This is a genomic window from Planococcus liqunii, from assembly GCF_030413595.1.
GTDB lineage: Bacteria > Bacillota > Bacilli > Bacillales_A > Planococcaceae > Planococcus > Planococcus liqunii.
On the sequence record NZ_CP129238.1, the window covers coordinates 2,373,199 to 2,397,797 of the forward strand.

Here is a 24,599-nt window from a genome sequence, read left to right on the forward strand (position 1 = left end):
GCTATGTCTTTATTGGTAATAAAGGCGCTGCTTGTCAATCCACTTTTGCATACTGCTGAACATCAGCAGGACAATAGCTGTCAAAATCAGCCCTTTAATCAAGTTGAATGGTAAGATCCCCAGAACGATTGTGCCGAATAGCGCATTGCCTGTTTCTGCAGGCATGTTCAAGAAATACGTATACATTGGCAAGAACACCAAGTAATTCAATACGCTCATGCCGATTGCCATAGACAATGTCCCGGCAGCCAATCCGAAAGCCATGCCTTTTTTTGTCGCCATTTTGCGGTAAATCACGTAGACCGGCATAATAAACAAAATGCTCGTTACAAAATTGGCCAAATGGCCGACCGGAACGCCTGTAGGGCTTCCAGCAAAAAGCCAATCCAATGCATTTTTGAAAAATGCTACAAGTATCCCTGCAACTGGCCCCATCGTAATAGCGGCAATCAAAGCCGGCACATCACTAAAATCGACTTTCAAAAAAGCGGGTAGCGCTGGCAAAGGGAAATTGAAAAGCATCAAGATAAATGAGATGCTGCTCAACATTCCAATGACGATCATCGACTGCAATTTTTTGTTCTTCATATTCCTCTCTCCTTGTAGTGATTCACCAGAAGAAAGGTTTGGACAATGTGGCCATCTACGCAATAAAACCCTTAAGTACATTCACTTAAGGGAGAAAAGGCACATTTAATAAGCGCTGTGCTTATAAATAAGCAACACACGTCCGCACCTTCACCTTCTCCCATCCAGACTATACTGTCGGCTTTGGAATCTCACCAAATCCTGCGTTTTACGGCTCGCGGGCTTATGGACCACTGTCCAATTACCGCCGGTAGGGAATCACACCCTGCCCCGAAGATGAATCGATATTTTGTTATACCCTAATCTTAGTAGAAAACAGACACCTTGTAAACTAAATTGTTTACAAGGTGTCTGTTTATTTCAGTTAGTTGATTGTCCAAGGTGTATTGTTGGTTGCTACCGGTGTTTTCAGGGGCATTGTAAAATCATACTCCAGCCACTGCGGTTGTTTTGTATTGGCCAATTGAACTTGCTTGCCGTAAGATTTGGCTGTCATGGCAAAACTTTCAATCATGCGCTGGGCATCTATTTCTTCCATAGAAGAGAAATCAAAAGGCGATTGAAATTCGATTTGGACGAGATCATCCGTTTCGGTCACTGAAAAAGCGATATCTTTTGGCAGTGTGCTTTTCTGGAAATCATTCGGCGAATCTTGCATGGCTTGAAACGCTTCAGTAGCCGTTTCAAAAGGCATGCCATATCCAGGCGCTAAATAAGTTTCTCCAGCCGCTGTAGTATACGCGTAAAAGGCAACATTTTTTACATCTGTCACAACCGGTTCCATCGGTCCAATCCCTTCGAACTCCACCGGACTGCCGTCTTCATTCAATACCGCTACTTGACCGGCATCACGGAAAGTTTCCTGCAATGTAGACGTATAAACGCCGATGCTTGCAGAAGCCAGATCGTACTGGTGGTCGCTTGGAAGTATATGCTCGGCTCCTTCAGGGCCCATGGCAATTCTGCCCGCATAAGGATGGTATTCATCAAAGCCAAGGGCTTGTTCATCAATTTGGCTCGCGTACTGATTATACAGTTCAACGGTATTCGGATTTTCCTTGCCGAAGTCCTTCATGATCTGGGCATCCGGAATCAAAAAAGAAAGCGGAATGACAAATGCATTTTCAGTAACCCCAATCGTAAAAAGCGTATGCCCTTCCATGTCTTCATCGTAAATGGATATGCGGGCTGCCCCGGCATCTTCAGATTCCATAATGGACGTCTCTGCATCACCGGTTGCCGCGTTTTCTTCCTGAAGCGTCCGATCTTCTGCTGATTCCGCGGTAGAAGCTGCAGACTGGTCTGCTCCGCTTTCCGTACTTTGTTCGTTCTGGGCTGAATCCATACCGCTTTGGCTTAATATCGAGGCAACCAATATCCCGATGGTGATAAAAGCAAGAGCCGCTACGAGCAGAGGCAGCCACTGTTTCTGCCGTTTGCGGGCAGGTTCTTTTGGGGTTAAACGCCGGTAAACTTCCTCTTTTGGCCGGTCGTCTCGGATAGCGGGGAAATCGCGCAGCAAATTCTCGATGTGCTCATCATCCCAGTTGTTATGTGGCATTTGCCTCTCCCCCTTCCTTAGAGGATAATTTTTCTCGCAGCGCTTTTATGGCACGATGCTGGGTGGTTTTGACTTTCCCTTCACTCCAACCCAGCACCTCAGCTGTTTCTGCAATCGATAAATCTTGGAAGAAACGCATGATGATGACCATTTTCTGGTCCCCTGTACATTGATCCAACGTCTTGTATAGCAATATTTTGTCTTCATTTAAAGAAGCCACTTCTTCCGGTATGCGATCTGGGGAAGTCAGTTGCTGGGTTTCCCAGTCAAAATGCTCAGCTGAATGCTTTTTGCGGACTGCCGTTTTGCGGAAATGGTCAATTGCTACATTTTTGGCAATGGAAAAAAGCCAGGTTTTTTCGGAACTCTTTCCTTCAAACCGGTCATAAGCCTTAAAGACCCGAATATAAACTTCGTGCATCAAATCTTCCGATAAATGACGGTTTTTCACCAAATAAATGAGAAATTGGAACACGTCCTGATGATAGTCATCATACAAGCGATGGAAAACGGAGTCATCCATACACTCCCCCCGTTCTATGAATTAGTCGTCTCTGATTACAAAAAGTTACATCTTTTTAAGAGGCAGCAGGAAAACGAATGATGTCCCTTTTCCAACCGTGCTCTCTGCATAAATTTTTCCGTCATGCGCATTGATGATGTTGCTGGCAATCGCAAGCCCTAATCCTGTACCGCTTTTGCCGAGCGTTCTCGCTTTGTCGGCTTTATAGAAACGTTCAAAAACATATTGCAGGTCTTCTTCGGGAATTCCGATTCCTGTATCATTCACGGAGACCTTGGCATACCCTTGTTCTTGTTCGACTTTGACAATCACTTGTCCTCCTGCCGGTGTATGGCGGAGCGCATTGTCGATTAAGTTTGTCATTACTTGTTCAATGCGGTCTTCATCAATTTCAGCTGCGGCCCAGTCGTCCAACTCGGTCGTGAACGAAAGCTGAACGCCTGTTTCTTTAGCTGCCTGAGAGAATTTTAAAGTCATTCGTTCAATCACTTCATTGAATTGTACCAGTTCTTTGTAAAGGCGCATATAGCCGGATTCCATGCGGGCAAGATTCAGCAGATCGGTTACAAGCCTTCCCATTCGCTGGGATTCTTCGTAAATGATTTTTGTCATTTCGCGGCGCTCTTCCTCGGTCGCACCGACATCGTCAAGAAGCGCTTCACTGTACCCTTGCAGCATGGCAATCGGTGTCCGCAATTCATGCGACACATTGGCGATAAAATCTTCCCGCAGTTTTTCCAAGCGATGCTGCTCGGTCATATTGTGCAAAACCGCGACCGCTCCCCTGACAGAATCTCCGCTGTATAACGGGCTGAACGTAATGGCGTAGTAAGCGCCTTCCATTTCGAGTTCTTCCTGAATTTCCTCTTCGTAATCGAGCACATGCTCCAGCATATGGATCATTTCAGAAGGGAGCGGCTCCCCTTTTTCTACGCCTCTTTTCATCAGCCATTGCTGCAGCAATTTTTCAGCAGGCGGGTTGCTTAAAAGAATGGTGCCATCTTGATTAAACGTAATCACGGCATCCGCCATTGAAGTCAAGATGCTTGAAAGCTGTTCTTTTTCCTGGTTGATCACTTCAACGTGATGCTTTAACTGGCGGCCCATTTGGTTGAACGCGGTAGCCAGTTGTCCGATTTCATCGCTTGAAGTTGCGCGGACTTTTGTATCAAAGTTTCCTTTCGCCAACTCAAAGGCGCCTTCACGCATTTTCCGGAGCGGAGAAGTGATACGCGTTGATAAAAAGAAAGCAAAAAATGTCGTTAAAATAAAGGCGATAAAAGCAGAAAGAAATACGATGTTTGTGGTCCGCTCCGCGGTACGGTCCATTACTTCAAGTGACTGGTAGATGAACACCGTTCCGTGTTTCTGCTCTATGGTCTGCAATGGGCTGGCGAGCACGATATAGGATTCCAGCATGTCTTCTTCGGTCAATGACGGAAGAAGCATTTCCTTCATGACAGTTTCATCGGTTTCGAACACTTTTTGGAAATCCGGTTCGTTCAAAATTTCTTCCCTCAGCTGGTCCCCGTTGATGCCATTATGGATAAAATAGGTACTTTCATGAGGGGCTGCCGCTATGACGGCGTTTGTTTCCGGCCCCAAAATATCGTCAATCACCGTCAGCGATATATTGACTTCTGCGTGGTCGTTGAAAATTGAGGCAATCGTATCTGCTTCTTTTGTCAACGTCTCTTCTACTGCTTCGCTGTGGTAGTTCCCAAGAAACTCCAATAATAGTACCGTAACAATAAAAAGGACAAAGGAAACGAGAAGCAGTATTGTGATCCACAGCTTCCCGACTACACTATTCCATATTCTATTCATTTCCTACCTCAAATTTATAGCCTACGCCCCAAACGGTAACAATCATCTTGGCCGCCGATTCCGATACGCGGTTCAGTTTTTCCCGCAATCGTTTCACATGGGTATCGACAGTCCGTAAATCACCGAAAAAGTCGTAATGCCAAACTTCTTTCAGCAAATGTTCCCGGTCAAATACTTTATCCGGAGATTTCGCCAGGAAATACAATAGTTCGTATTCTTTCGGCGTTAAATTTACTTCGACATTATCCGCCGTGACGCGATGCGCGTCATGGTCAATGGTTAAATGAGGGAACACGACCAAGTCTTTTGAAACAGAAGAATTCGTCACAGGCGAATACGCTGATGACCGGCGCAAAATTGCTTTTACACGCAGCACGACTTCCCTCGGACTGAACGGCTTGACGATGTAATCATCCGCACCGGACTCAAACCCTTCGACCCGGTTTGCTTCCTCGCCTTTAGCTGTCAGCATGATGATTGGCGTCATTTTCTTTTCACGGAGTTCCGTGCTGACTTCGATGCCGTCTTTTTCAGGCATCATCAAATCCAGCAGTATACAATGGTAATCTTTTTCTGTCGCCATCTCCAAAGCCTGGACGCCATTTTCTGCTTCCTCAACGATATAGCCTTCACGCTCTAAATACATTTTCAGCAAACGGCGAATCCTTTCTTCGTCGTCTACAACCAATATTGTAATTTCTTCAGACATTGTAAACCCCTCCAACTTTTGTCTCTTACTCCTCATTGTACCGCCAATATTTGCAAAAATAAATAAAAAGCCTTTTCCACTAGTGGAAAAGGCTCATTAGTTTGTCCAGATAAAGGCGCTGACCTCTTTCTTGCCCAGCTGCAGCTTTAACTCCTCGAAGTTAAAGCTATCTCACTTAAAACTCATGCTCCTCAGCACCGCATGCTTCGTCGCAAAGGCATGGCGCAAATTTCATTTGGCCATAACTTGCCTGTCGGAGCTGGACAGGCGCTTCCGCTTTTCTTTTTAAGCATAAGAGTGCAAGCCGGCGATGATCAAGTTGACCGCTACCAGGTTGAACATGATAATCGCAAAGCCGACTACGCCAAGCCATGCAGATTTTTCGCCGTGCCATCCTTTTCCAAGGCGCAGGTGAAGATACGCTGCATAGAACAGCCAAGTAACCAATGCCCATACTTCTTTAGGATCCCAGCCCCAGAAACGGGACCAGGCAATTTGAGCCCAAATCATCGCAAAGATCAAAGCGCCTAAAGAGAATAGCGGGAATCCGATAATGACTGCACGGTAGCCGATTTCATCCATCAGCTGTAAATTGACGTTTTTGACGAATGGCTTAAAGATTGCCGCAATGCGTTTTCTGGCTACTAGCCGGATGATCCAGTAAAGAATCGTACCGAATACAAACGACCAGAAAACCGTTGTCAATTTGCTGGCATTTACGACTGCCGGTGTTTCCACCCATGGCGTCATTGTGCCTTCTGTCAACTGGACATATTCGTTCATACCGAATACTGGCGGCATGTTGTACGTAATCTCGGTTTCAACATCTTTTTCATCAATGTACGTAAAGTCGGCTTCATAGTCCGTCAAAGTGAAATATGTGCTCGAAATGACAAACCCTAAAACAATAACCAACGAATACATAATGGCTTCCAAGAAAAAGCGCTGTTTCGAATTTTTCTTCATGTCTACTACTTTCAACAGATAAATCAATCCTGCAGCAGCGCTGATGGCCAGGACGCCTTCAGCAATTACTACGGTGCTTACATGGATTGCAAGCCAGTTTGTTTGAAGCGCCGGAATCAACGGGCTGACTTCACTTGGGAACATACTTGCAAACGCAATGATCAGCAGCGCAACCGGCAAAACAATCATGCCAATGATTGGCGTTTTGTATAGCGCATAAATCACGATAAATCCGCCTACCAATGTCATGCCGAACGCTGTCGTGAATTCAAACATATTGCTGAGCGGGGGATGGCCAGTTGCGCCCCATCTTGTGAAGAAGTAACCCAGATTGGCCAGAAAGCCGAGAATGGTAATGGCAAACGCCACTTTCCCCCAGCGATTTTCAGAATCGAATGATCTTTCTTTATTTCCTTTTACAGCTCCGCCGAATACAAATGAAGCAATCAAATAAGCAATGAATGCTACATAAAGTAGATTGGAGCTAATGTCTGCTAAACTCATGACAATGCCTCACCTTCCTCTTTCTGCTGTTTCTCAATTTCCTCCTGCTGGTCACGGTAAGCAGGAAGCGACGCATATTCTGTAACTTGATCGAGATCTTTCTTCAAACCAAACCAGTTTTTGTTTGTATGGCCTGCCAAAAGAATCTCGCCATCCGCTTTTTGCTGAATCCAGAAACGGCGATGGTTAAAGTACATTCCCTGCGCCACACCAATCATGAAAATCAGGCCGCCTAAGCCTAGAATCGGCAAAGTACGGTCTTTCCGAATGGTCAAACCGGAAACATCACGTGTTTCTGCACTTTGGAAGGCCAGTTTGTATTGGTTTTCCCCTAACGGCTCCACTGTATTCTGAATGGTGATAAAGCTTGTTTCTCCACCTGGCGTTTCAGGCGTTGTCATTTCCACTAAAAATCCTGGGTTGTTTGGAAGCGGCGTTGCTGTTTGAGGTTCGCCGTTTTCAAATCCGGAAAAGTCAGGGTAATAGCCAAGCAATTTAACAGTAGAACCATTCTCCAGTTCGTAATCGTTTTTCGGATTGATCAAATCAATCGTCAACTCGCCAAAGCTTTCTTCTGTTTCTTTATTGGTCAGCGCGAAAGTCATGGCTTTCAATTCGTTCAATTTGAAGTCCATTTGGTAAATGGCATAGCCGTCAAACTTCAACGGCTGGTTGACGCGGATCGCTGATTCGTCGATTTTCTCCAAATCAGCGGCGCCCGGAAGGCTATCTTCCGGCTTTTTGTAGAGGATGACATCGGTTTGATAGTTTTTGGCAACTGCTCCCACCCGTTCGATGGCCTCTTCAAATACCGCATCATCTTCGGTGTTGTATGTTTCCATCTCAAAGTTCTTGCTTTCCAGCGTGTAGCCCGGCGCTTCTGGAATCGCTCTTGTCTCACCTTCACGGATCCATAAGGTTTCGTCCACATAGAAACCTGGCATCATGCGCAGCATAACACCTACCAGGAAAATGATAAGTCCGATGTGATTGACGTAAGGGCCCCATCTGGAAAACCGGCCTTTTTCCGCCAACAATCCGTTTTTGTCTCGTGATACATTGTATTTCAATTCTTTTAACTTCGCTTCCGCCTTATCCAAGGTATCTTCAGCACCATTGCCTTCAGCGTATATGCGCTGCTTGTTCATAAAACTTGCATGGCGTAGAACCCGCTGGTTTTTCAATGAGCGATAAAGCGGAACAAAACGGTCCAAACTCGCAATGATCAACGAAATAGCCAGCATGCCCACTAGGATAATAAACCAGAATGAACTGTAAAGATCATGGAATCCCAAGAAATGATAAACACGGCCGACACTGCCGTATACATCGGCATAATAAGCTTGAATTGTTTCAGCATTTCTGACCGGCACATCCACGTATTGTTCTTGAGGCAAGATTGTTCCGATTGCAGCGGCGACAAGTATGACGATAATCAGGCTGACGCCGACTTTTACACTGGAAAAGAAATTCCAGATTTTATCTACAATCGTTTTGTTGTACGTTTGCGACCGTCTGGCGGTTCCTTCATAGCGCATATCCACTAATTTGCTGTTCTGCTCTTTTTCCGTCAAAGACCGCCCGCAGGATTCGCATAATACCGTTCCGGGCGGATTAACATGGCCGCACTTGCATTGCATTTTCTCCATCCGAAAAAAACTCCTTATTCGGGTTTAATTTCTTCCATAAACCCTTTGATGTCTTGCTCAGTCATTTCACCTGTAATAACCCGCTCAATTTCCCCTTCCGGGTTCACCAATACCGTTGTCGGCAACGGTATGATGTTATAAGCAGTCATGACGCTTTTTGTTTTGTCGATGACAACCGGGAAAGACAATTTGTATTGATCAGCAAAGTTTTGGACTTCAAATTCAGACTGGGCAATATTGACAGCGAGAACTTGGACACCTTGATCTTTAAACTGTTCATACTGGCGGTCCATTGCAGGCATTTCTTTCGCGCATGGTTTGCACCAGGTTCCCCAGAAATTCAGAAATACGCCCTGCCCTTCGTAATCGGACAATTTGTGAGTATTCCCTTCCAGGTCCACCAGTGAGAAATCAGGCGCTTTGTCTCCGGCTTTAAGCACTGAGACATCTTCTGCTGTTGCATTGTTATAAAGTGTATAGCCAATGGCAGCGATCATTAAAAGCAAAATAACTGTACGCATAATCAGCCTGTTCTGCTTTTTCTTATTTTTCTTTTCGTTCAATGTTATTCCTCCTTCGAGGTATGAATGCAAATCCAATTATAGCAAAGTTTCAAAGGCTTAAAGGACGGAGTTTTGAAGGGTTTGTGAACGTTAATTGCGCTTTCCGGTCTCAGCCATGACGCGCAGCAATTTCACTTCGTGGGCTGTCAATTCTCTTGATTCTCCTGCATTCAAGCCTTTCAAGGTCAGAAATGCAAATTGCTCGCGGCTCAGTTTCTGGACCGGGAATCCAATAGCGTCAAACATTCTGCGCACTTGGCGGTTACGCCCTTCGTGGATCGTGATTTGGACAATCGCTTTGCCTGTTTTCTTGTCTGCAGACAATTGTTTGACTCTCGCAGGCGCCGTCATGCCGTCTTCAAGCTTGATGCCGCGTTCAAGTTTTTGCAGGTCCTCACGTGCCGGAACCCCTTTTAAGCGCGCCACGTAAGTTTTATCCATTTCAAACTTCGGATGCGTCAGCATATTCGCAAATTCGCCGTCATTTGTCATAATCAATAATCCCGACGTGTCGTAATCCAGTCGGCCAACCGGATAAATCCGTTTGTCGATATCATCAAAGAAATCCGTGACGACTTTCCGGTTTTTATCGTCGCTGACTGCTGAAATAACGCCGCGGGGCTTATAGAATAAATAATAGACTTTTTGTTCTTTCTCCAGCTGAACGCCTTCGACTTCAATCGTGTCGTTTTGCGTCACTTTTGTCCCTAATTCTTTTACCACTTTGCCGTTTACCCGTACTTTTCCATCCAATATTAATTGCTCCGACTTCCGTCTTGAAGCTACACCTGCATGAGCAAGCATTTTTTGTAATCTCTCCATAAGTCACCTCATTGATTTTTTTAGACATACAAAAGCAGAAGCAGGATCAGCTCTCAAACATACTTTCTTCCGTTCGTCTCACTCGGAATTATGTCACATTTCGTCGAAAAGCGAAAGTACATAGCTCAATTGCTTCCCCATAAAAAGCAAAGAAGACTGCTTGAAATCGCAGTCTTCCCAGGGGTCCGAATATCATGCTTCCGCTTCTTGCTTAAACGTCTCCTGAAACTTTGTCATAAACAAATCCGTTTCTTCTTCCGCGTTTTGTTCGCCTTCCTCCGGCAAAGGAGGCAATTCGCCCAAGTCTTTCAACCCGAAATAATTCAAGAATTCATTGGTAGTGCCGTATAAAATAGCGCGCCCGGTGCCTTCCGCACGCCCCATTTCCTGAATTAGCCCTTTGGCAGCCAGCGTGTGCAAAGGCTTCTCGCTTTTGACGCCGCGCAAATCTTCCACTTCCAACCGGGTTAGCGGCTGTTTGTATGCCACAATGGCCAGCACTTCTAAGGAAGCCTGTGACAAGGCTTGAGACGTCGGGTTTTCCACCAGTTTTTGAATCGTCTCTGCTGCTTCCGGCTTTGTCACCAGCTGGTAAACTCCGGCCAACTCTTTCAGCATGATGCCGCTCTCCGGCTGTTTGTATCTTTGTGTCAATTCTTCGACACTTGACAAAATGTCCACTTTTTCTGCTTCCGTTAGAAATTGCAGTTGTTTCATTGTTAAGCCGTCATCGCCGGCTACAAATAGCAGCGCTTCTAATTTACTCGAAAGAGTCGTCTTCATATTCCCACGTCTCCTTTTTTAATTCGACCATCAAATCTGTAAAGTTTTTTTCCTGCTCCACTTGGATTACTTGCCGTTTCATCAGTTCAAGTACGGACAGAAACGATACGACCAATACCGCTTTATCATTGGATGGAAACAATTCAGTGAAAGGCGTCCGCCCTTTTGCACCTTTCAGGCGGTTGACAATGGATGTCATTTGATCTTTAATAGAGACTTCCTGGCGAGCCACCCGGGCAGACAGCGGCGCTTTCAACTGCTTTCTGCGCATCATCTTTTGAAAAGCTCCCAGCATGTCATAGGCATTGACTTCCAGGTCCAGGCTGTCGTCAACCATAGCAGGCTGCAGGCCGGACAAGTCCATCGGAGCTTTTGTGAAAATAGCGGACCGGTTGGATTCCAGTTCTTTCAGCTTGATGGAAGCTTCTTTGTACTTCCGGTACTCGACCAAGCGGTTCACCAGTTCGTCGCGCGGATCCTGTTCCTCGAATTCATATTCGATGTCTTCAAGATCGCCTTCGTGGACCGGCAGCAGCATTTTGCTTTTGATCGCAAGGAGCGTCGCAGCCATGACCAAATACTCGCTCGCTTCGTTCAGTTCCAGAACTTGCAGAGCCCGGATGTGTTCCATATACTGGGTAGTGATCTGAGAAACTGGAATATCGTAAATATCAATTTCCAAACGATGTATTAAATGCAATAATAAATCAAGAGGACCTTCAAAAGCCTCTACTTTTACTTCATAAGACATGATTCTCCACCTGACTTTAAATTTACTCAATCTTGCTGTTCGCCTCAAACAAGTCTATACTTGTATCCGGTTAAACCCCCAGTAACGGATCTGCTGCGCAGCCTCCTACTGGCCTTAAAAGTCCGATTGGTTCAGCTAGCATTCTGCGGGGAAGGCGTCCGCATAATGCAGTTTCACTTTATTATAGTAGAAAGGGGATTAAAATGCACCCACTCCATCATCCGCTTTTTATCCGATTTATCATACATTTCAACGAAGAACAGGATTATTTTGAATGCCACGAAGTAGGCGAGGAATACTGGAAAGCAGTTGCTCCGAAAAACAAATTACATCCTTTGACCGGCTGGATTCAGCTCGCTGTGGGCATGTACCATTGGCGCAGAAGCAATTATCCGGGGGCGCTCCGTTCATTTATCCGTTCTAAAGTCAAGCTTGCCAGCGGCGGTGAATGGGTGGAAGGATTTGACCAGGAACTGCTGATCAAAAACATTTCCAATGCAATTGAAGCAGTAACGGAACGCAAACCTTTCAGCCCTTTTCCTATTCCAGTGACTTCAAAAGAGCTGAAAAAAACCGTCAAGAATTACCATGCGGCCAACCCGACAGTGGACCAGGATCCTTATTACATCATGCACAAACATCGTCTGCGGGACCGCTCTTCCATCATCAATCTGCGGGAACAGCGCAAAAGAAGAAACCTGGAACTTTGAGATAAAAGAAATGCCTTTTATTTCACTTTAAATCAGGTTCTCCCTATACATAGATGCATGTGTGAAACTGATTTTATAGGCAACACAAAAAGAAAGTGCGGCATATGCCTGCACTTTCTTTTTGTGTTTGGTCCATTTAAAACTGTTGTTTTCCTGTTTCTTTTTCCAATTCAGGACATTTTTGCAGGAAAGCTCTTGTTTCATCTGTTGAACGCATTTCTTTTCCTTGCATGAGTTGGCGGATTTTTTCAATCATGGCGTGGCCTATTCCTTCGCCCCGATGGGATGGATTCACCGAAATATGATGAATTGTGAAATAATGTTCGCTGACTTCCACACCCAGCAATCCGACAAAGTCTTCGCCTTTTTTCCAAAGGTAAAGCTGCCAATCAGGGTTTTCATCGTATATGTGCATGGTTTGCTGAAGTTTTTTCAACTCACGCTCTTTTGGCATGAATGACAGCAGCCCCATTGCAATTTTTTCGAATGATTTCTTATATCTGAGTAGCATATTCAATCCCTCATTTTCGTCTTTAAGCGGCTTTAACCATCCTACTATAAACGTGCAAATAACTCAAGTTTGCCCGGATTCATCCATTGATGACCGTGTCTGCAAAAAAGAGCCAATAGACGATTCCCCAACCGAGAGCCATCACTAAAAGAAGAATTAATAGGATAATATTGGTCTTTCTCATTTGCTTTCCACCCGTTTTTTATAACTTAGATCATGTTTCACCAAATCGTGTAAAGTTTCGCGTTCGACAACCAGTTGATGGTCCCCGTTTTCAACAAAGACCACAGCAGGACGGGCAATGCGGTTGTAATTGCTGGCCATCGAATAACCATACGCGCCGGTACAGAATACGCTTAGAATATCGCCGGCTTCAACCGCTGGCAAATCGGCTTGCTCAATCAGCTTGTCCCCGGATTCACAGCATTTCCCTGCAATTGTGTACTGTTCCGTCGCCGCCTCGTTTGCCTTATTGGCAATCAGCGAACTGTATTTTGCCCCGTACAGCGCCGGACGGATGTTGTCAGACATCCCTCCGTCCACTGCCGCATATTTCCGGGTGCCTGGCACTTCTTTCATCGAACCGATTGTATATAAAGTAGTGCCGGCGTCGCCCACAAGCGAGCGGCCTGGTTCGATCCAGATTTCAGGAACCGGATAATCAGCGGCAGCAGATGTCCCTTTGACTGCCTGAATCATTTCTTTGACATATACCGCAGGTTCAAGCGGTTCGTCTTGTTCTGTATAGCGGATGCCGAAGCCTCCACCCAAGTTCAAAACCGGGCATGAAAAATCGAATTCGTTTTTCCAAGCACTCATTTTGCCGACCAATTTTTCAGCTGCTAAACGGAACGCGGCCGTATCAAAAATCTGGGAGCCGATGTGACAGTGAAGCCCCAAAAGATTTAGAAATTCGTGCTGATAAGTCTCCTGGAACGCTCGGTCTGCCTGTCCGTTGTTCAAATCAAACCCGAACTTTGAATCTTCCTGGCCGGTCGTAATGTAATCATGCGTATGGGCTTCTATCCCTGGAGTTACACGCAGCAAGACATTCATCGGTTTTTTCAATTGTTCCGAAAGGTTTTTCAGCAATTCGATTTCATAGAAATTATCGACGACGATACAGCCGATTTCTTCTTCGAAAGCCATGCGAAGTTCAGCTTCGCTTTTGTTGTTGCCATGAAAATGGATTTTTTCTTTTGGAAACCCGGACTGAATTGCGGTATACAATTCTCCAGCCGAAACGACATCCAGCGATAAGTTTTCTTCTGCAGCCACCTGGTAAATGGCAATGCTTGAAAATGCTTTGCTGGCATAAGCCACTTGATAAGCAATGCTTTCTTCTTCAAAAGTTTTCTGGAACGCTTTTGCCCGTTCCCGGAACAATTGTATGTCGTATACATAAAGCGGAGTGCCGTATTCTTTGGCCAGTTCAACCGAATCCGTTCCGCCAATTGTCAAATGCCCTTGTTCGTTGATAGTTTGAGTGCCGTATAAATGCATGCTATCCCTCCTGTTATATGCGAACTGAAAGTCTCATTATATAAGTTAAACTAATAATCTCTGTATGTCGATATTCCGCAAAACAACTCCGTTGAAAACATATGTTCCTGTTTCTGCATCGCTTCGCTAGCTTCGAAACATGAAAGAGCGTTGCATCGCTGCGCTAGCTTCGTCGCAAGCGAGCTGTGCAAGTTACCTTAGCACAACTCGCTTCCTGCGGGAATAGAGGGCCAGGTGAGACCCCGCAGGGAGTGCGGCGACTGAGGAGGCTCACGGTCCTCCCGCGGAAAGCGTCCGCCTGGAGCGATTTCATCAACATCTAATTTATTGATTCAACTTATATACAAAAAAACTTGCTGAGAATAATCTCAGCAAGGCTTTTTAATCGGTAATCAGCGCAGAAATCAGCTGTACTTTATCAACCGGTTCGCTTGAATATTCTATGCTATTATATAACATCTTCATGCATTCTGCGAGTTCTTCTGTGTTCGAATAAATGGTGGCGATCGATTCGCCTTTTTCGACACGGTCGCCGACTTTCTTGTTCAAGACGATGCCGACAGCCAAATCGATTTCCGATTCTTTTGTTGCACGTCCTGCTCCAAGCACCATCGCCGCAGTTCCGATTTCATCCGCTTCCATGAAGGAAATATAGCCGTCCTGCTCAGAAGGGACTTCCGTCACAAATTTCGCTTGCGGCAACAGGTTGACATCATCCACTACAGCAGGGTTGCCGCCTTGGGCTTCAATAAATTGCTTCATTACTTGGAGCGCTTTGCCGTTGGCAATTACTTCTTCCAGCATGGCACGCGCTTCTTCCAAAGTTTCTGCTTTGCCGCCGACTACAACCATCTGGCTTCCAAGGACCAGGCATAGCTCTGTCAAGTCTTCAGGGCCTTTGCCTTGCAGCGTTTCAATGGCTTCTTTCACTTCCAATGCGTTGCCGATAGCAAATCCAAGCGGCTGGCTCATATCGGAAATGATGGCCATTGTTTTGCGGCCTGTCGAGTTGCCGATGCCGACCATGGCATGCGCCAATTCTCTCGCATCTTCTTCTGTCTTCATGAATGCGCCTTCGCCTGTTTTCACATCCAGCACGATGGCATCTGCTCCAGCAGCAATTTTTTTGCTCATGATCGAACTTGCAATCAAAGGAATGCTGTTGACTGTCGCTGTTACATCACGCAGTGCATATAATTTCTTGTCAGCCGGCGTCAAGTTTCCGCTTTGCCCGACAACAGCCAATTTAATATCGTTGACTTGCTTGATAAATTCTTCAGAAGTGATTTCTACATGGAATCCTTCAATTGCTTCGAGTTTATCAATCGTTCCGCCGGTATGGCCAAGCCCGCGTCCACTCATTTTGGCAACGGGGACGCCGCAAGCGGCAACAAGCGGCCCAAGAACCAAGGTCGTCGTATCGCCGACGCCGCCAGTTGAATGCTTATCAACTTTAATGCCGTCAATCGCGGACAAGTCGATTTGGTCGCCTGAATTCGCCATGGCAATCGTCAAATCGGCACGTTCACGTTCTGTCATATTTTTAAAGTAAACCGCCATCAAAAATGCACTCATTTGATAATCAGCGATTTCGCCTTTTGTGTAGCCTGTAACGATAAATTGAATCTCTTCAGTAGAAAGTTCAAAACCGTCTCTTTTCTTTTCAATCAAGTCGACCATTCTCATGGAATACTACCGCCTTTTTAGTTTAGTTTAGTCAAAATGCTGTTGCCGAATTTTGGCATCGGAGCAGAGAAATTGTCTGCAATTGTCGCACCAATATCTGCGAATGTTTTGCCAAGTGCCAGCTCCTGTCCCCCATTGAAACGAGGAGAGTAAGCAAGCAGCGGCACGTATTCACGTGTATGGTCAGTCCCTGGGAAAGTCGGATCGTTGCCATGGTCTGCTGTGATGATCAATAAATCATCTTCCGTCAAACGGTCCAACACTTCGGGCAATCTGCGGTCAAACGCTTCGAGTGCTTCTGCATAGCCTTGAGGATCTCTGCGATGGCCATATAGCGCATCGAAATCGACCAAGTTCAGGAAGCTCATGCCGTTAAAGTCTTCACCGGCCACTTGGACCAGTTTGTCCATGCCGTCCATATTGTCTTTTGTACGAAGCGCTTTTGTCACGCCTTCGCCGTTGTAGATGTCATTGATTTTTCCGATGGCAATCACGTCTTTATTAATATCTTTCAATTCGTTCATCACAGTGCGGTCAAACGGTTTCAATGCATAGTCGTGGCGATTTGATGTCCGTTTGAACGCGCCTTCTTCACCCAGGAAAGGACGTGCAATGACCCGGCCCACGAGAAATTCCGGAGACAGCGTCAATTCGCGTGCAATTTCACAAATTTTATAAAGCTCTTCCAATGGGACAATTTCTTCGTGCGCAGCAATCTGCAAAACCGGATCGGCAGACGTATAAACAATGATTGCGCCTGTTTCCATATGCTCTTTGCCCAGTTCATCCAAAATTTCTGTGCCGCTTGCCGGTTTGTTGCCGATCACTTTGCGGCCTGTGCGCTCTTCAAGCTGCTGGATCAATTTTTGCGGGAAGCCTTCCGGATAAACTTTGAATGGTGTATCGATGTTCAAACCCATGATTTCCCAGTGGCCAGTCATCGTATCTTTGCCGACTGACGCTTCCTGCAGTTTTCCGTAGTAGGCTGCCGGTTGATCAGCTGGCGTAAGCCCTTTCACAGGAACGATGTTGGCCAGGCCAAGTCTTTCCATATTCGGCATATGGAGTCCGCCGACCGCCTCTGCAATATGTCCAAGTGTGTCAGAGCCTGTATCTCCAAATGCTGCAGCATCCGGAGCTTCGCCAATGCCGACTGAATCCAGAACGATTAAATGTATACGGTTAAAAACTTTATTTGACATGTAATTTCCTCCTTATTTACCATCCTATATTAACACAAAAGCACTCAATGTCAGAAGTCTGACCTCATTTTTAATTAAGCACGTGGATGAAATTGTGAATAAACATCCTTCAGTCTTGTTTTGCTGACGTGGGTATAGATCTGAGTGGTTGAAATATCTGCGTGCCCGAGCATTTCCTGGACAGCCCGGAGATCTGCCCCGTTTTCAATCAAGTGCGTAGCAAACGAATGCCGCAGTGTATGCGGCGTCAATTCTCTTTGGATGCCGGCTTTTTGGGCATGCTGCTTGAGCAGCTTCCAAAAACCTTGGCGAGTCAGCCGTTTCCCCCGCTGGTTGATAAAAAGGGAATCGGTTTTGGTTTCGGGTTTCGCCAGTTCGGCTCTGGCATTTTCCAAATATGTTCTACACGCGGCAAGCGCCGTTTTTCCAAGTGGAATAATGCGTTCTTTTCCGCCTTTGCCGTAGCATTTTACAAAACCCATCGTCAAGTTGACGTCTTCGATATTCAGATTGATGCATTCACTGACCCGCATTCCGCTTGCATAAAGCAGTTCCAGCATGGCCCGGTCTCTTAAGCCATTCGCTTTGTTTTCAGCAGGCGCCTGCATCAGTGCATCCACTTCCTCAATCGACAAGATATTCGGCAGTTTCTTCTCCATCTGGGGCATTTCCAAATGGACGGTCGGGTCATTGTCTACTACTCTTTCCCTAATCAGGAATTGATGAAACGACCGGATCGAAGAGATGTGCCGTGCGACGGTCCGAGGGGTTTTTGTAGTTTCTTTCAAGTGGCGCAAGTGATTCAATATATGTACCCTCTCCACTTTGCGCAAAGAATCCAGCTGCTCCACTTCTTTTAAATACTGCAAATAACTTTTCAAATCGCGTTCATAAGATGTCAAGGTATTCGAAGCAAGCTGCCGCTCTACCCGCAGAAAATGCAGATAGTCATCCAATGCATCTTTTGCATATTTCATCGTAATCCCTCCATTTCGAGAAATAGAAAAGGAAGGCGACCTTTAGTTGGCCATCCTTCCTTTTCTCACCAATCATTCCGTTGGATTTTGTGAGTTGCGGTCCTGGCAGCGCCAGCAAATGCCATGAAAAGTAAGACGGTGGTCTTTAATTTGGAAATTCCATCGTTTTTCAACGACCGATTCCACATCTTCAAGCAAATCTTCCTGTATTTCGTCCACTGCTCCGCACTCTATGCATACTAAATGATGATGGAAATGGGCTGCGCCTTCCTGGCGCAAATCATAGCGTGATACTCCATCACCAAAATTAATTTTATCGACGATTTTTAATTCTGTTAATAACTCCAAGGTCCGATACACTGTGGCCAATCCAATTTCCGGTGCAATGTCTTTCACCAACAGGTAAACGTCTTCAGCACTTAAATGGTCTTCTTCATGGTCTAACAAGATTCGGACAGTCGCTTCACGCTGTGGCGTCAATTTATAACTTGCTGCATGCAGCTGCTTTTTGATTCGGTCAATTCTGGTTTCCATGCGACGCCCTCCCCCAAACTGACTTCATTATATCAAAAGTCGGTTCTCATTTACAAGATATATAACCATTCTTTCTTTAGAATGATTATAAACTAGAGGGCGTTTAATTCTCAATTGCCAGCTTTTGCTTTGCCCATAATACGGCAAAGGCCGTTTTCGCATCATAAATCCGGTTGTCTTTCATCATCTGCTCCGCTTCTTCTATTGACACTTCCATCAGTTCGACAAATTCATCGTCATCCAGCACTGCACCTGAAGTGGCTTTGCTTAAGCCCTCCGCTGCGTAAAGATGAATGATTTCATCGGCAAATCCAGGCGAAGTCGAAAAAGATTGGATCAAGTCGAGTTTTTCGGCCGTATAGCCCGTTTCTTCCTCCAGTTCCCGCAGCGCAGTAACTTCCGGGGCTTCCCCTTTTTCGATTTTGCCGGCAGGTATTTCTACGATGGTGCGTTCCAATGCTTTTCGGTACTGCTCCACTAGGATGATCTTATTGTCCGGTGTAAGAGCTACTAATGCAACCGCTCCGGGATGTTCCACCAATTCACGTTTGGACGTGTTGCCGTTTGGCAGGCTTACTTCGTCCACTTTCAAGTTGATGATTTTGCCTTCGTAAATCCGGTTGGAGCTGATTGTCTTTTCTTCAAATTTTTTCATCAGAATCCTCTTTTCATTTGTGATTTCTCTACCGCAAAGTATACCATAAGAGAAACAACATACTAAAATGAGGTGGAATGATGAAGAAAGTGAATTTAGGCAATAGCAGCATCGAAGTAAGTGAAATCGGTTTCGGCTGCATGTCGCTGCCGCTTGACCAGCGAGAGGCGAGCGCTATCATTGATGCAGCCGTTTCTTCCGGCATCCATTATTTTGATACAGCCGATTTGTACAATAAAGGCAAAAACGAAGAATTGGTCGGCGAACTTCTCAAAAAACACCGAAGCGGCATCGTCATTGCAACAAAAGTCGGCAACCAATGGAGTACAGATTCCGATGAAGTGAAATGGAATGCAACGAAAGCGTATATTACGGAACAAGTGCACAAGAGCCTGAAGCGTCTGCAGACCGATTACATTGACTTATATCAATTGCACGGTGGGATGATCAGCGACAATACCGAGGAAACGATTGACGCATTCGAGTCGCTCCAAAAAGAAGGGTTGATCCGTGCCTATGGCATTTCGTCCATCCGGCCGAATGTCATCCGCCGTTTCTTAAAAGACAGCGATATTGTGTCGATCATGATGCAGTATAGCCTGCTTGACCGCCGCCCAGAAGAATACTTGAACGAAATCCATGCTGCCGGCCGTTCTGTTGTCACCCGCGGCAGCTTGGCAAAAGGCTTATTGACCACTGAAGGGATGGAGCGCGCCAATAAAACAGGCAGCTACATGGCTTACGGTGAAGGAGAGCTGGCAAATACGGTGCAGCAGCTGATGGACATCCATCCGAACCTTCACGCCTTGTCGCTTCACTCTGTGCTGCAGCATCCTGCCGTCGCTTCTGTTGTAGCCGGTGCAAGTTCGCCTTCTCAAATCCAGGATACGCTGAAAGCCTATGAAACGGCTGTGTCGGCTGAACAAATCGAACAAGCCCGCAGCTTGACCAAACTAGACCGGTACCAGGAGCATCGCGAATAAACACAGAACAGGCCGCCAGCATTCCCGCTGTCGACCTGTTTTATGTTCTATAGCGACTGCGTGTTCTGTTTATCATTTACACAGTCGATTGCTAGTAAAAATCCTTTGTAATGAGAATCGATTTTTGTTACTGACAGCTCTGAATTTCTGATCAACGCGAGCGTGTCACGATTTAAATGGCAGCCGGCAAATGCTTTTTTCCAAAGCGGGGTCATTAAATCCTGTGCTTTCCCCATTACCTCCTGCGGCATCCGCACATGTTCTAGAAAAAGGATGCTAGCGCCAGGCTTTGCCACGCGCTGAATTTCCTGAAGCGCTTGGTGGGGATCCGGGATGGTGCAGAAAACCAGGGTTGCCACAACTGTATCAAAGACATTTTCATCAAAGGGCAGTTGCTCTGCTTTTGCAGTATGAACTTCAATGGGAATCCTTGCCTTCTCTATCTTCGGAGTCGATTGTTTGCTCATCTGCAGATCGGGTTCAATAGCGTCTACTCTCAAGGCATTTCGATAAAACGGAAAATTTGCCCCTGTCCCAGATCCAATTTCCAGCACATGGCCAACAGCTTTTTCGGTAAGCTCCGACCTTAGCTGGCTGATTTTCAGTTTTTCCAACGGCTGCATCGTTTTGTCATACACTTTGCTGAACTGGTCTGCCATTTTACTGCGCTCCTTTTCCCTTGCTGCCTTGCGTTCTTTTGGAACAATTAAAGACGTGCTATCCTCTGGCATCCCTTGTCCTTTATAATAGAACAAACTAAACCATTCCCTTGGTTTACAGGAGGCCGTCCGACGTGGACATCAATGACATCTCATTTGAATTTATAACGGTATTGCTGCTTAACTTGGCCGCCGGTGCGCTTGGGTTTGTCCCCAGCTTCTTGTTGACCGGCATGAACATCAACGGTTTCGGTGTGGTGGCGGGAACTGTGCTGTCGCTCACCGGCGAAATTTTTGGGGCCGTCCTCGGTTTTTACCTATACCGGTTCGGCTTTTCAAAAGTGCAGCCATCCTGGAAACAGTCCCGCTTCTGGAATTACATGCACAAGCAGCCGGCAGCAACCGTATTTTGGGGCATCCTGCTATTTCGGCTGCTCCCGTTTATCCCTTCCGGCCTCGTCACTGCAGGTGCGGCTTTGACACCGATCAACGGGCTGCTGTTTTTCATTGCCAGCAGCCTTGGGAAAATTCCGGCTGTCTTACTTGAAGCAGCCATTGTCTACGGTATTATCGAAACGGTGCCAGCTGTTGTCCAGTACGCCGTAGGAATTGCCGTCTGCCTAACAGCATTGTTTGTTTGGCTGCGTAAGCGCAAGGCGACTGGAAACGGTTTAAGGCAGTGATTGGCTCCAGTCGACGATTTCCTGCCCTTCCAAAAACCGTTCCGCATCGAGCGCCGCCATACAGCCTGTTCCGGCGGCGGTGACGGCTTGCCGATATTTGCTGTCCTGGACATCTCCGCATGCGAGCACACCGGGAATATTCGTTTCAGTTGTCCCGGGATTCACTTTGATGTAGCCAATTGCATCTGTCTCGATTTGCCCGTTCAAAAAGCTTGAATTCGGCAAATGGCCGATTGCTATAAAGATGCCGTCTGCCTCGATAACTTCTTCTTCCGCAGTTTCGTTGTTCCGCACCTTCAACCCCGCCACTTTATCGTCTTTTGTGACGACCCGCAGCGGTATCCGGTCAAGCGCCCAAGTGATTTTGAGATTTTGCCGTGCCCGTTCCTGCATGATTTTGGATGCCCTTAATTCATTCCGCCGGTGGACAACCACCACTTCGGAAGCGAACCGCGTAAGGAAGCTCGCTTCTTCCATCGCAGAGTCCCCTCCGCCGACAACAATGATTTTCTTGTTGCGGAAAAAAAAGCCGTCGCATGTGGCGCACGTACTGACTCCTTTTCCCAAGTTTTCCGATTCCCCAGGAATATCGAGCATTTTTGCGCTGGCTCCCGTAGAAATAATCACGGCTTCTGCTGTCAGTTCGTCGCCTTTTTGCAGCGTGATTTTAAATGGCCTTTTCCGTAAATCGATTCCTGTGACCCAGCCGCGCCTGAATTGCGCCCCAAACCGTTCAGCCTGCTTTCGCATATTATCCATCAATTCGGGACCGAGTATGCCGTCTGTATAACCAGGATAATTTTCCACTTCGGTTGTCAAGATCAATTGACCACCCGGTTCCGCGCCTTCAATGACCAAGGGGTTCATATTGGCTCTCGCCAAATAAATGGCTGCTGTCAATCCTGCCGGCCCTGTCCCCAAAATAACCACTTTTTCCATTTGCCGCACCTCCTGTATTCGTGGAGCTGGAATTGGCTTCTTTGCTCGGCTGAAGCCTATTGTTTAGTAAATTCCCGTTCCGCCGGCCAATAAACTGTTCAGCTGCTTAGTTTGGAGTGATACGGGGAAAACATTTAAGAACCCATTACTGGAGGTGCATCAATATGAAAGAACTCGCTTCTTTACAAGAAACCGAAAGCTTCACCGGTCGGCCGGGGTTGAACTTTCTCTATGTCCTCACTCCGTCATGAAGCGTCTGCCATGCGTTGCTTCCTCAGGTTGAGGAGGCCTTAACTGAATTCCCGCAGATTCAAGCGAGGCAAGCGGATGCATCGCGCATTCCGGAACTCGCCGGAATGCTCTCCATTTTTACGGCTCCGGTTTTGATCCTTTTTGCAGACGGAAAAGAAATGCAGCGGGATGCGCGCTTTGTCCATATGGAAGAATTTAAAGAGCGAGTCGGTAAAATGTACAAAGGGTATTACGATGAACCAGATAACTAAGATTCACCTGCAGCCGAGCCTTCCTTAAAGGTTCGGCTGCTGCCATTCGGAACGGGATCATCCCCAATTTTATTTCTTTAGGCATAAAAAAGCTATTTCCTTAGCAGGTAAAAAAGACTATAATAAAGAAAATTTACCTATTCAAGGAGAAATACGATGAAGACTTCTACTCCCTGCCCCCATTGCCACAAGCCATTGACTGTTGAACATTTCGAAGACTTTTCTTCTCCTTATACGATGAAATGCCCGCATTGCAGCACAAAGCTTAAGGAAACCAAAGTCACGCCTTTTTTGCTTTTGCTCGGTGCTGTAGCCGTTCCATTGCTCATCTTTTTGGGCATCACCGTCAAAACTTTTTTGACCGGCATCATTCCGTTGGTGGAAAAAGTGCCGACCGCTTTGGTTTTTCTGGCATTTTGCTATCCGCTCTACGCCTTATATGAAAAATTCAACGCCGTTGTGATGTTCAACAAGGGCAATTTGCATTCCAAAAAATAATCGATTTAAAAGCTGGGAATTTCCCGGTCGCTCCAAAAGAAAATGCTCAGGAAAAGGAGATTTCAATGATTAAAGTATCGGGAACACAGACAGAAGCGTTGATTTATTCAAATTCACCTCAGCCAACTGCAATTGAACAGATTGAAGAGCTATGCAACCAGGCATTTTTGAAGGATGCCAAAATCCGCATCATGCCGGATTACCACGCCGGAAAAGGCTGCGTTATCGGAACCACGATTGAATTAACCGATAAAGTCGTCGCCAATCTGGTAGGGGTCGATGTCGGCTGCGGCGTAAAAGTAGTCCAGCTGGACGACCGCTCGATCGATTTCAATCAATTGGACCAGATTATCCGCCAGTTTGTGCCAAGCGGCATTGAGCTGCATTCGGAAGAAACCGTGGGATCGGTTAAGGAAGAATTTCCAGAATCCGCTGATTTTAAAGCCGGGCACATTCTTAACAACGACCGAAGCCGCTTTAGCCTCGGCACCTTAGGCGGGGGCAATCATTTTATCGAAGTGTCACGGGATGAAGACGGGCGACATTATTTGCTGATTCATACCGGCAGCCGCTATGTCGGGGCAAAGATTGCGCAGCATTATCAAAAATTGGCGTTTGATTCATTGAACCGCAGCGGCATTTCAGACATCATTGCCCAATTGAAGATGGAAAACCGGCATTCGGAAATCCAGTCCGCCATTAAACGCTTTGGGGAAGAACACCCGCCGATTCCAAAAGACTTGGCTTATTTAGAAGGCCAAGCTTTCCATGATTATATTCATGATATGAAACTGGCACAGCAATATGCACTCGCCAACCGAAACCAAATTGCAGAAACGATCCTTTCCCGGATGAACTTGACCCAAGCCGGTTCATTTGATTCAATCCATAACTATATCGACACCGAAAACATGATATTGCGAAAAGGCGCCACTTCTGCGCAAAAAGGCGAACAACTTGTCATTCCGATCAATATGCGCGACGGTTCCATCCTCGCGACCGGCAAAGGCAATAGCGATTGGAACTATTCAGCCCCGCACGGCGCTGGACGGGTGATGAGCCGGACACAAGCTTCCAATACGCTGAACCTGGAAGATTTCACTGCTACCATGAAAGACGTCTGGACCAGTTCCGTGTCCCTTGAAACACTCGACGAAGCGCCTATGGCCTACAAACCGCTTGAAGAAATCATGGGCCAGATCGGGGAGACTGTTGAAGTATCAAAAATCATCAAACCCGTCTATAATTTCAAAGCAAGCGATAAGTTTGTCCGAAGATAAAAGCAAAAAACAGGAAAAGGCAGCAATTGC

Annotated in this window: 26 protein-coding genes and 1 riboswitch; of the genes, 6 read left to right on the forward strand and 20 right to left on the reverse strand. The window is 46.3% G+C overall.

Annotation, left to right across the window (positions count from 1 at the left end; translation table 11 throughout):
* Positions 1–9 precede the first annotated feature (9 nt).
* The 11 genes from QWY22_RS12035 to QWY22_RS12085 form a co-directional block, all read right to left on the reverse strand.
* A complete protein-coding gene (locus QWY22_RS12035) occupies positions 10–588 on the reverse strand; it encodes an ECF transporter S component (RefSeq protein WP_036801850.1) in 579 nt (192 codons plus the stop codon).
* 148 nt (positions 589–736) lie between these two features.
* Positions 737–870: riboswitch (FMN riboswitch) on the reverse strand.
* A gap of 82 nt (positions 871–952) precedes the next feature.
* Entirely contained in the window at positions 953–2,149 is a 1,197-nt protein-coding gene (locus QWY22_RS12040) for a hypothetical protein (RefSeq protein ID WP_300981111.1), read from the reverse strand.
* Entirely contained in the window at positions 2,139–2,672 is a 534-nt protein-coding gene (sigX, locus tag QWY22_RS12045) for an RNA polymerase sigma factor SigX (RefSeq protein WP_300981112.1), read from the reverse strand. The genes QWY22_RS12040 and sigX overlap by 11 nt, the downstream gene beginning before the upstream one ends.
* 45 nt (positions 2,673–2,717) lie before the next feature.
* The gene (locus QWY22_RS12050; RefSeq protein ID WP_300981113.1) at positions 2,718–4,499 is read right to left on the reverse strand and encodes an ATP-binding protein; all 1,782 of its coding nucleotides are present in this window, start codon (positions 4,497–4,499) and stop codon (positions 2,718–2,720) included.
* The gene (locus QWY22_RS12055) at positions 4,492–5,208 is read right to left on the reverse strand and encodes a response regulator transcription factor (RefSeq protein WP_300981114.1); all 717 of its coding nucleotides are present in this window, start codon (positions 5,206–5,208) and stop codon (positions 4,492–4,494) included. Before QWY22_RS12055 ends, QWY22_RS12050 begins: the two co-directional genes overlap by 8 nt.
* Before the next feature lie 285 nt (positions 5,209–5,493).
* Positions 5,494–6,678 carry a c-type cytochrome biogenesis protein CcsB gene (ccsB, locus tag QWY22_RS12060; RefSeq protein WP_300981115.1) on the reverse strand — a complete coding sequence of 395 codons (1,185 nt, stop codon included), beginning with the start codon at positions 6,676–6,678 and terminating at the stop codon, positions 5,494–5,496.
* Positions 6,675–8,327 carry a cytochrome c biogenesis protein ResB gene (gene resB / locus QWY22_RS12065; RefSeq protein ID WP_300981116.1) on the reverse strand — a complete coding sequence of 551 codons (1,653 nt, stop codon included), beginning with the start codon at positions 8,325–8,327 and terminating at the stop codon, positions 6,675–6,677. Before resB ends, ccsB begins: the two co-directional genes overlap by 4 nt.
* Positions 8,328–8,341: 14 nt before the next feature.
* The gene (gene resA / locus QWY22_RS12070; RefSeq protein WP_224076820.1) at positions 8,342–8,890 is read right to left on the reverse strand and encodes a thiol-disulfide oxidoreductase ResA; all 549 of its coding nucleotides are present in this window, start codon (positions 8,888–8,890) and stop codon (positions 8,342–8,344) included.
* 90 nt (positions 8,891–8,980) lie between these two features.
* Positions 8,981–9,712 carry a pseudouridine synthase gene (locus QWY22_RS12075; protein ID WP_300981117.1) on the reverse strand — a complete coding sequence of 244 codons (732 nt, stop codon included), beginning with the start codon at positions 9,710–9,712 and terminating at the stop codon, positions 8,981–8,983.
* A 192-nt stretch (positions 9,713–9,904) separates the two neighbouring features.
* Positions 9,905–10,495, reverse strand: coding sequence for an SMC-Scp complex subunit ScpB (scpB, locus tag QWY22_RS12080; protein WP_300981118.1), 591 nt, complete (start codon positions 10,493–10,495; stop codon positions 9,905–9,907).
* Positions 10,473–11,246 carry a segregation/condensation protein A gene (locus tag QWY22_RS12085; RefSeq protein ID WP_300981119.1) on the reverse strand — a complete coding sequence of 258 codons (774 nt, stop codon included), beginning with the start codon at positions 11,244–11,246 and terminating at the stop codon, positions 10,473–10,475. Before QWY22_RS12085 ends, scpB begins: the two co-directional genes overlap by 23 nt.
* A 203-nt stretch (positions 11,247–11,449) precedes the next feature.
* On the opposite strand from QWY22_RS12085, the gene QWY22_RS12090 reads away from it, so the two are divergent.
* The gene (locus QWY22_RS12090; protein ID WP_300981120.1) at positions 11,450–11,956 is read left to right on the forward strand and encodes a DUF309 domain-containing protein; all 507 of its coding nucleotides are present in this window, start codon (positions 11,450–11,452) and stop codon (positions 11,954–11,956) included.
* Between the two features lie 136 nt (positions 11,957–12,092).
* Here the strand turns inward: QWY22_RS12090 and QWY22_RS12095 are convergent, their stop codons facing one another.
* The 7 genes from QWY22_RS12095 to QWY22_RS12125 all read right to left on the reverse strand — a co-directional run bounded on the left by QWY22_RS12095 (position 12,093) and on the right by QWY22_RS12125 (position 19,024).
* Entirely contained in the window at positions 12,093–12,467 is a 375-nt protein-coding gene (locus QWY22_RS12095; RefSeq protein ID WP_300981121.1) for a GNAT family N-acetyltransferase, read from the reverse strand.
* Between the two features lie 180 nt (positions 12,468–12,647).
* Positions 12,648–13,970 carry a diaminopimelate decarboxylase gene (lysA, locus tag QWY22_RS12100; protein WP_300981122.1) on the reverse strand — a complete coding sequence of 441 codons (1,323 nt, stop codon included), beginning with the start codon at positions 13,968–13,970 and terminating at the stop codon, positions 12,648–12,650.
* Between the two features lie 381 nt (positions 13,971–14,351).
* Complete coding sequence (locus QWY22_RS12105) at positions 14,352–15,656, reverse strand: pyrimidine-nucleoside phosphorylase (protein WP_300981123.1); 1,305 nt, start codon at positions 15,654–15,656, stop codon at positions 14,352–14,354.
* 17 nt (positions 15,657–15,673) lie between these two features.
* The gene (deoB, locus tag QWY22_RS12110; RefSeq protein ID WP_300981124.1) at positions 15,674–16,858 is read right to left on the reverse strand and encodes a phosphopentomutase; all 1,185 of its coding nucleotides are present in this window, start codon (positions 16,856–16,858) and stop codon (positions 15,674–15,676) included.
* A gap of 74 nt (positions 16,859–16,932) precedes the next feature.
* Positions 16,933–17,835 (reverse strand): site-specific tyrosine recombinase XerD, encoded by a 903-nt coding sequence (xerD, locus tag QWY22_RS12115; RefSeq protein ID WP_300981125.1) that lies wholly within the window; start codon positions 17,833–17,835, stop codon positions 16,933–16,935.
* 72 nt (positions 17,836–17,907) lie between these two features.
* Positions 17,908–18,369: a ferric iron uptake transcriptional regulator gene (gene fur / locus QWY22_RS12120; protein WP_036804068.1), complete on the reverse strand. Its 462-nt coding sequence runs from the start codon at positions 18,367–18,369 to the stop codon at positions 17,908–17,910.
* Between the two features lie 103 nt (positions 18,370–18,472).
* A complete protein-coding gene (locus tag QWY22_RS12125; protein WP_300981126.1) occupies positions 18,473–19,024 on the reverse strand; it encodes an NUDIX hydrolase in 552 nt (183 codons plus the stop codon).
* Positions 19,025–19,104: 80 nt separating this feature from the next.
* On the opposite strand from QWY22_RS12125, the gene QWY22_RS12130 reads away from it, so the two are divergent.
* A complete protein-coding gene (locus QWY22_RS12130; RefSeq protein WP_300981127.1) occupies positions 19,105–20,007 on the forward strand; it encodes an aldo/keto reductase in 903 nt (300 codons plus the stop codon).
* A 47-nt stretch (positions 20,008–20,054) separates the two neighbouring features.
* On the opposite strand, the gene QWY22_RS12135 is transcribed toward QWY22_RS12130, so the two are convergent.
* A complete protein-coding gene (locus tag QWY22_RS12135) occupies positions 20,055–20,762 on the reverse strand; it encodes a class I SAM-dependent methyltransferase (protein ID WP_367281280.1) in 708 nt (235 codons plus the stop codon).
* A gap of 38 nt (positions 20,763–20,800) precedes the next feature.
* Between QWY22_RS12135 and QWY22_RS12140 the strand changes: the two genes are divergently transcribed.
* The gene (locus QWY22_RS12140; RefSeq protein WP_300981128.1) at positions 20,801–21,349 is read left to right on the forward strand and encodes a TVP38/TMEM64 family protein; all 549 of its coding nucleotides are present in this window, start codon (positions 20,801–20,803) and stop codon (positions 21,347–21,349) included.
* On the opposite strand, the gene trxB is transcribed toward QWY22_RS12140, so the two are convergent.
* Entirely contained in the window at positions 21,338–22,288 is a 951-nt protein-coding gene (trxB, locus tag QWY22_RS12145; protein ID WP_300981129.1) for a thioredoxin-disulfide reductase, read from the reverse strand. The genes QWY22_RS12140 and trxB overlap by 12 nt on opposite strands.
* 356 nt (positions 22,289–22,644) lie before the next feature.
* On the opposite strand from trxB, the gene QWY22_RS12150 reads away from it, so the two are divergent.
* From QWY22_RS12150 to QWY22_RS12160, 3 genes are all read left to right on the forward strand, one after another.
* Positions 22,645–22,791, forward strand: coding sequence for a hypothetical protein (locus QWY22_RS12150; RefSeq protein WP_300981130.1), 147 nt, complete (start codon positions 22,645–22,647; stop codon positions 22,789–22,791).
* 156 nt (positions 22,792–22,947) lie between these two features.
* Complete coding sequence (locus QWY22_RS12155) at positions 22,948–23,289, forward strand: YcnL family membrane protein (RefSeq protein WP_300981132.1); 342 nt, start codon at positions 22,948–22,950, stop codon at positions 23,287–23,289.
* 65 nt (positions 23,290–23,354) lie between these two features.
* Positions 23,355–24,569 carry an RtcB family protein gene (locus QWY22_RS12160; RefSeq protein WP_300981133.1) on the forward strand — a complete coding sequence of 405 codons (1,215 nt, stop codon included), beginning with the start codon at positions 23,355–23,357 and terminating at the stop codon, positions 24,567–24,569.
* Positions 24,570–24,599: the final 30 nt, after the last annotated feature.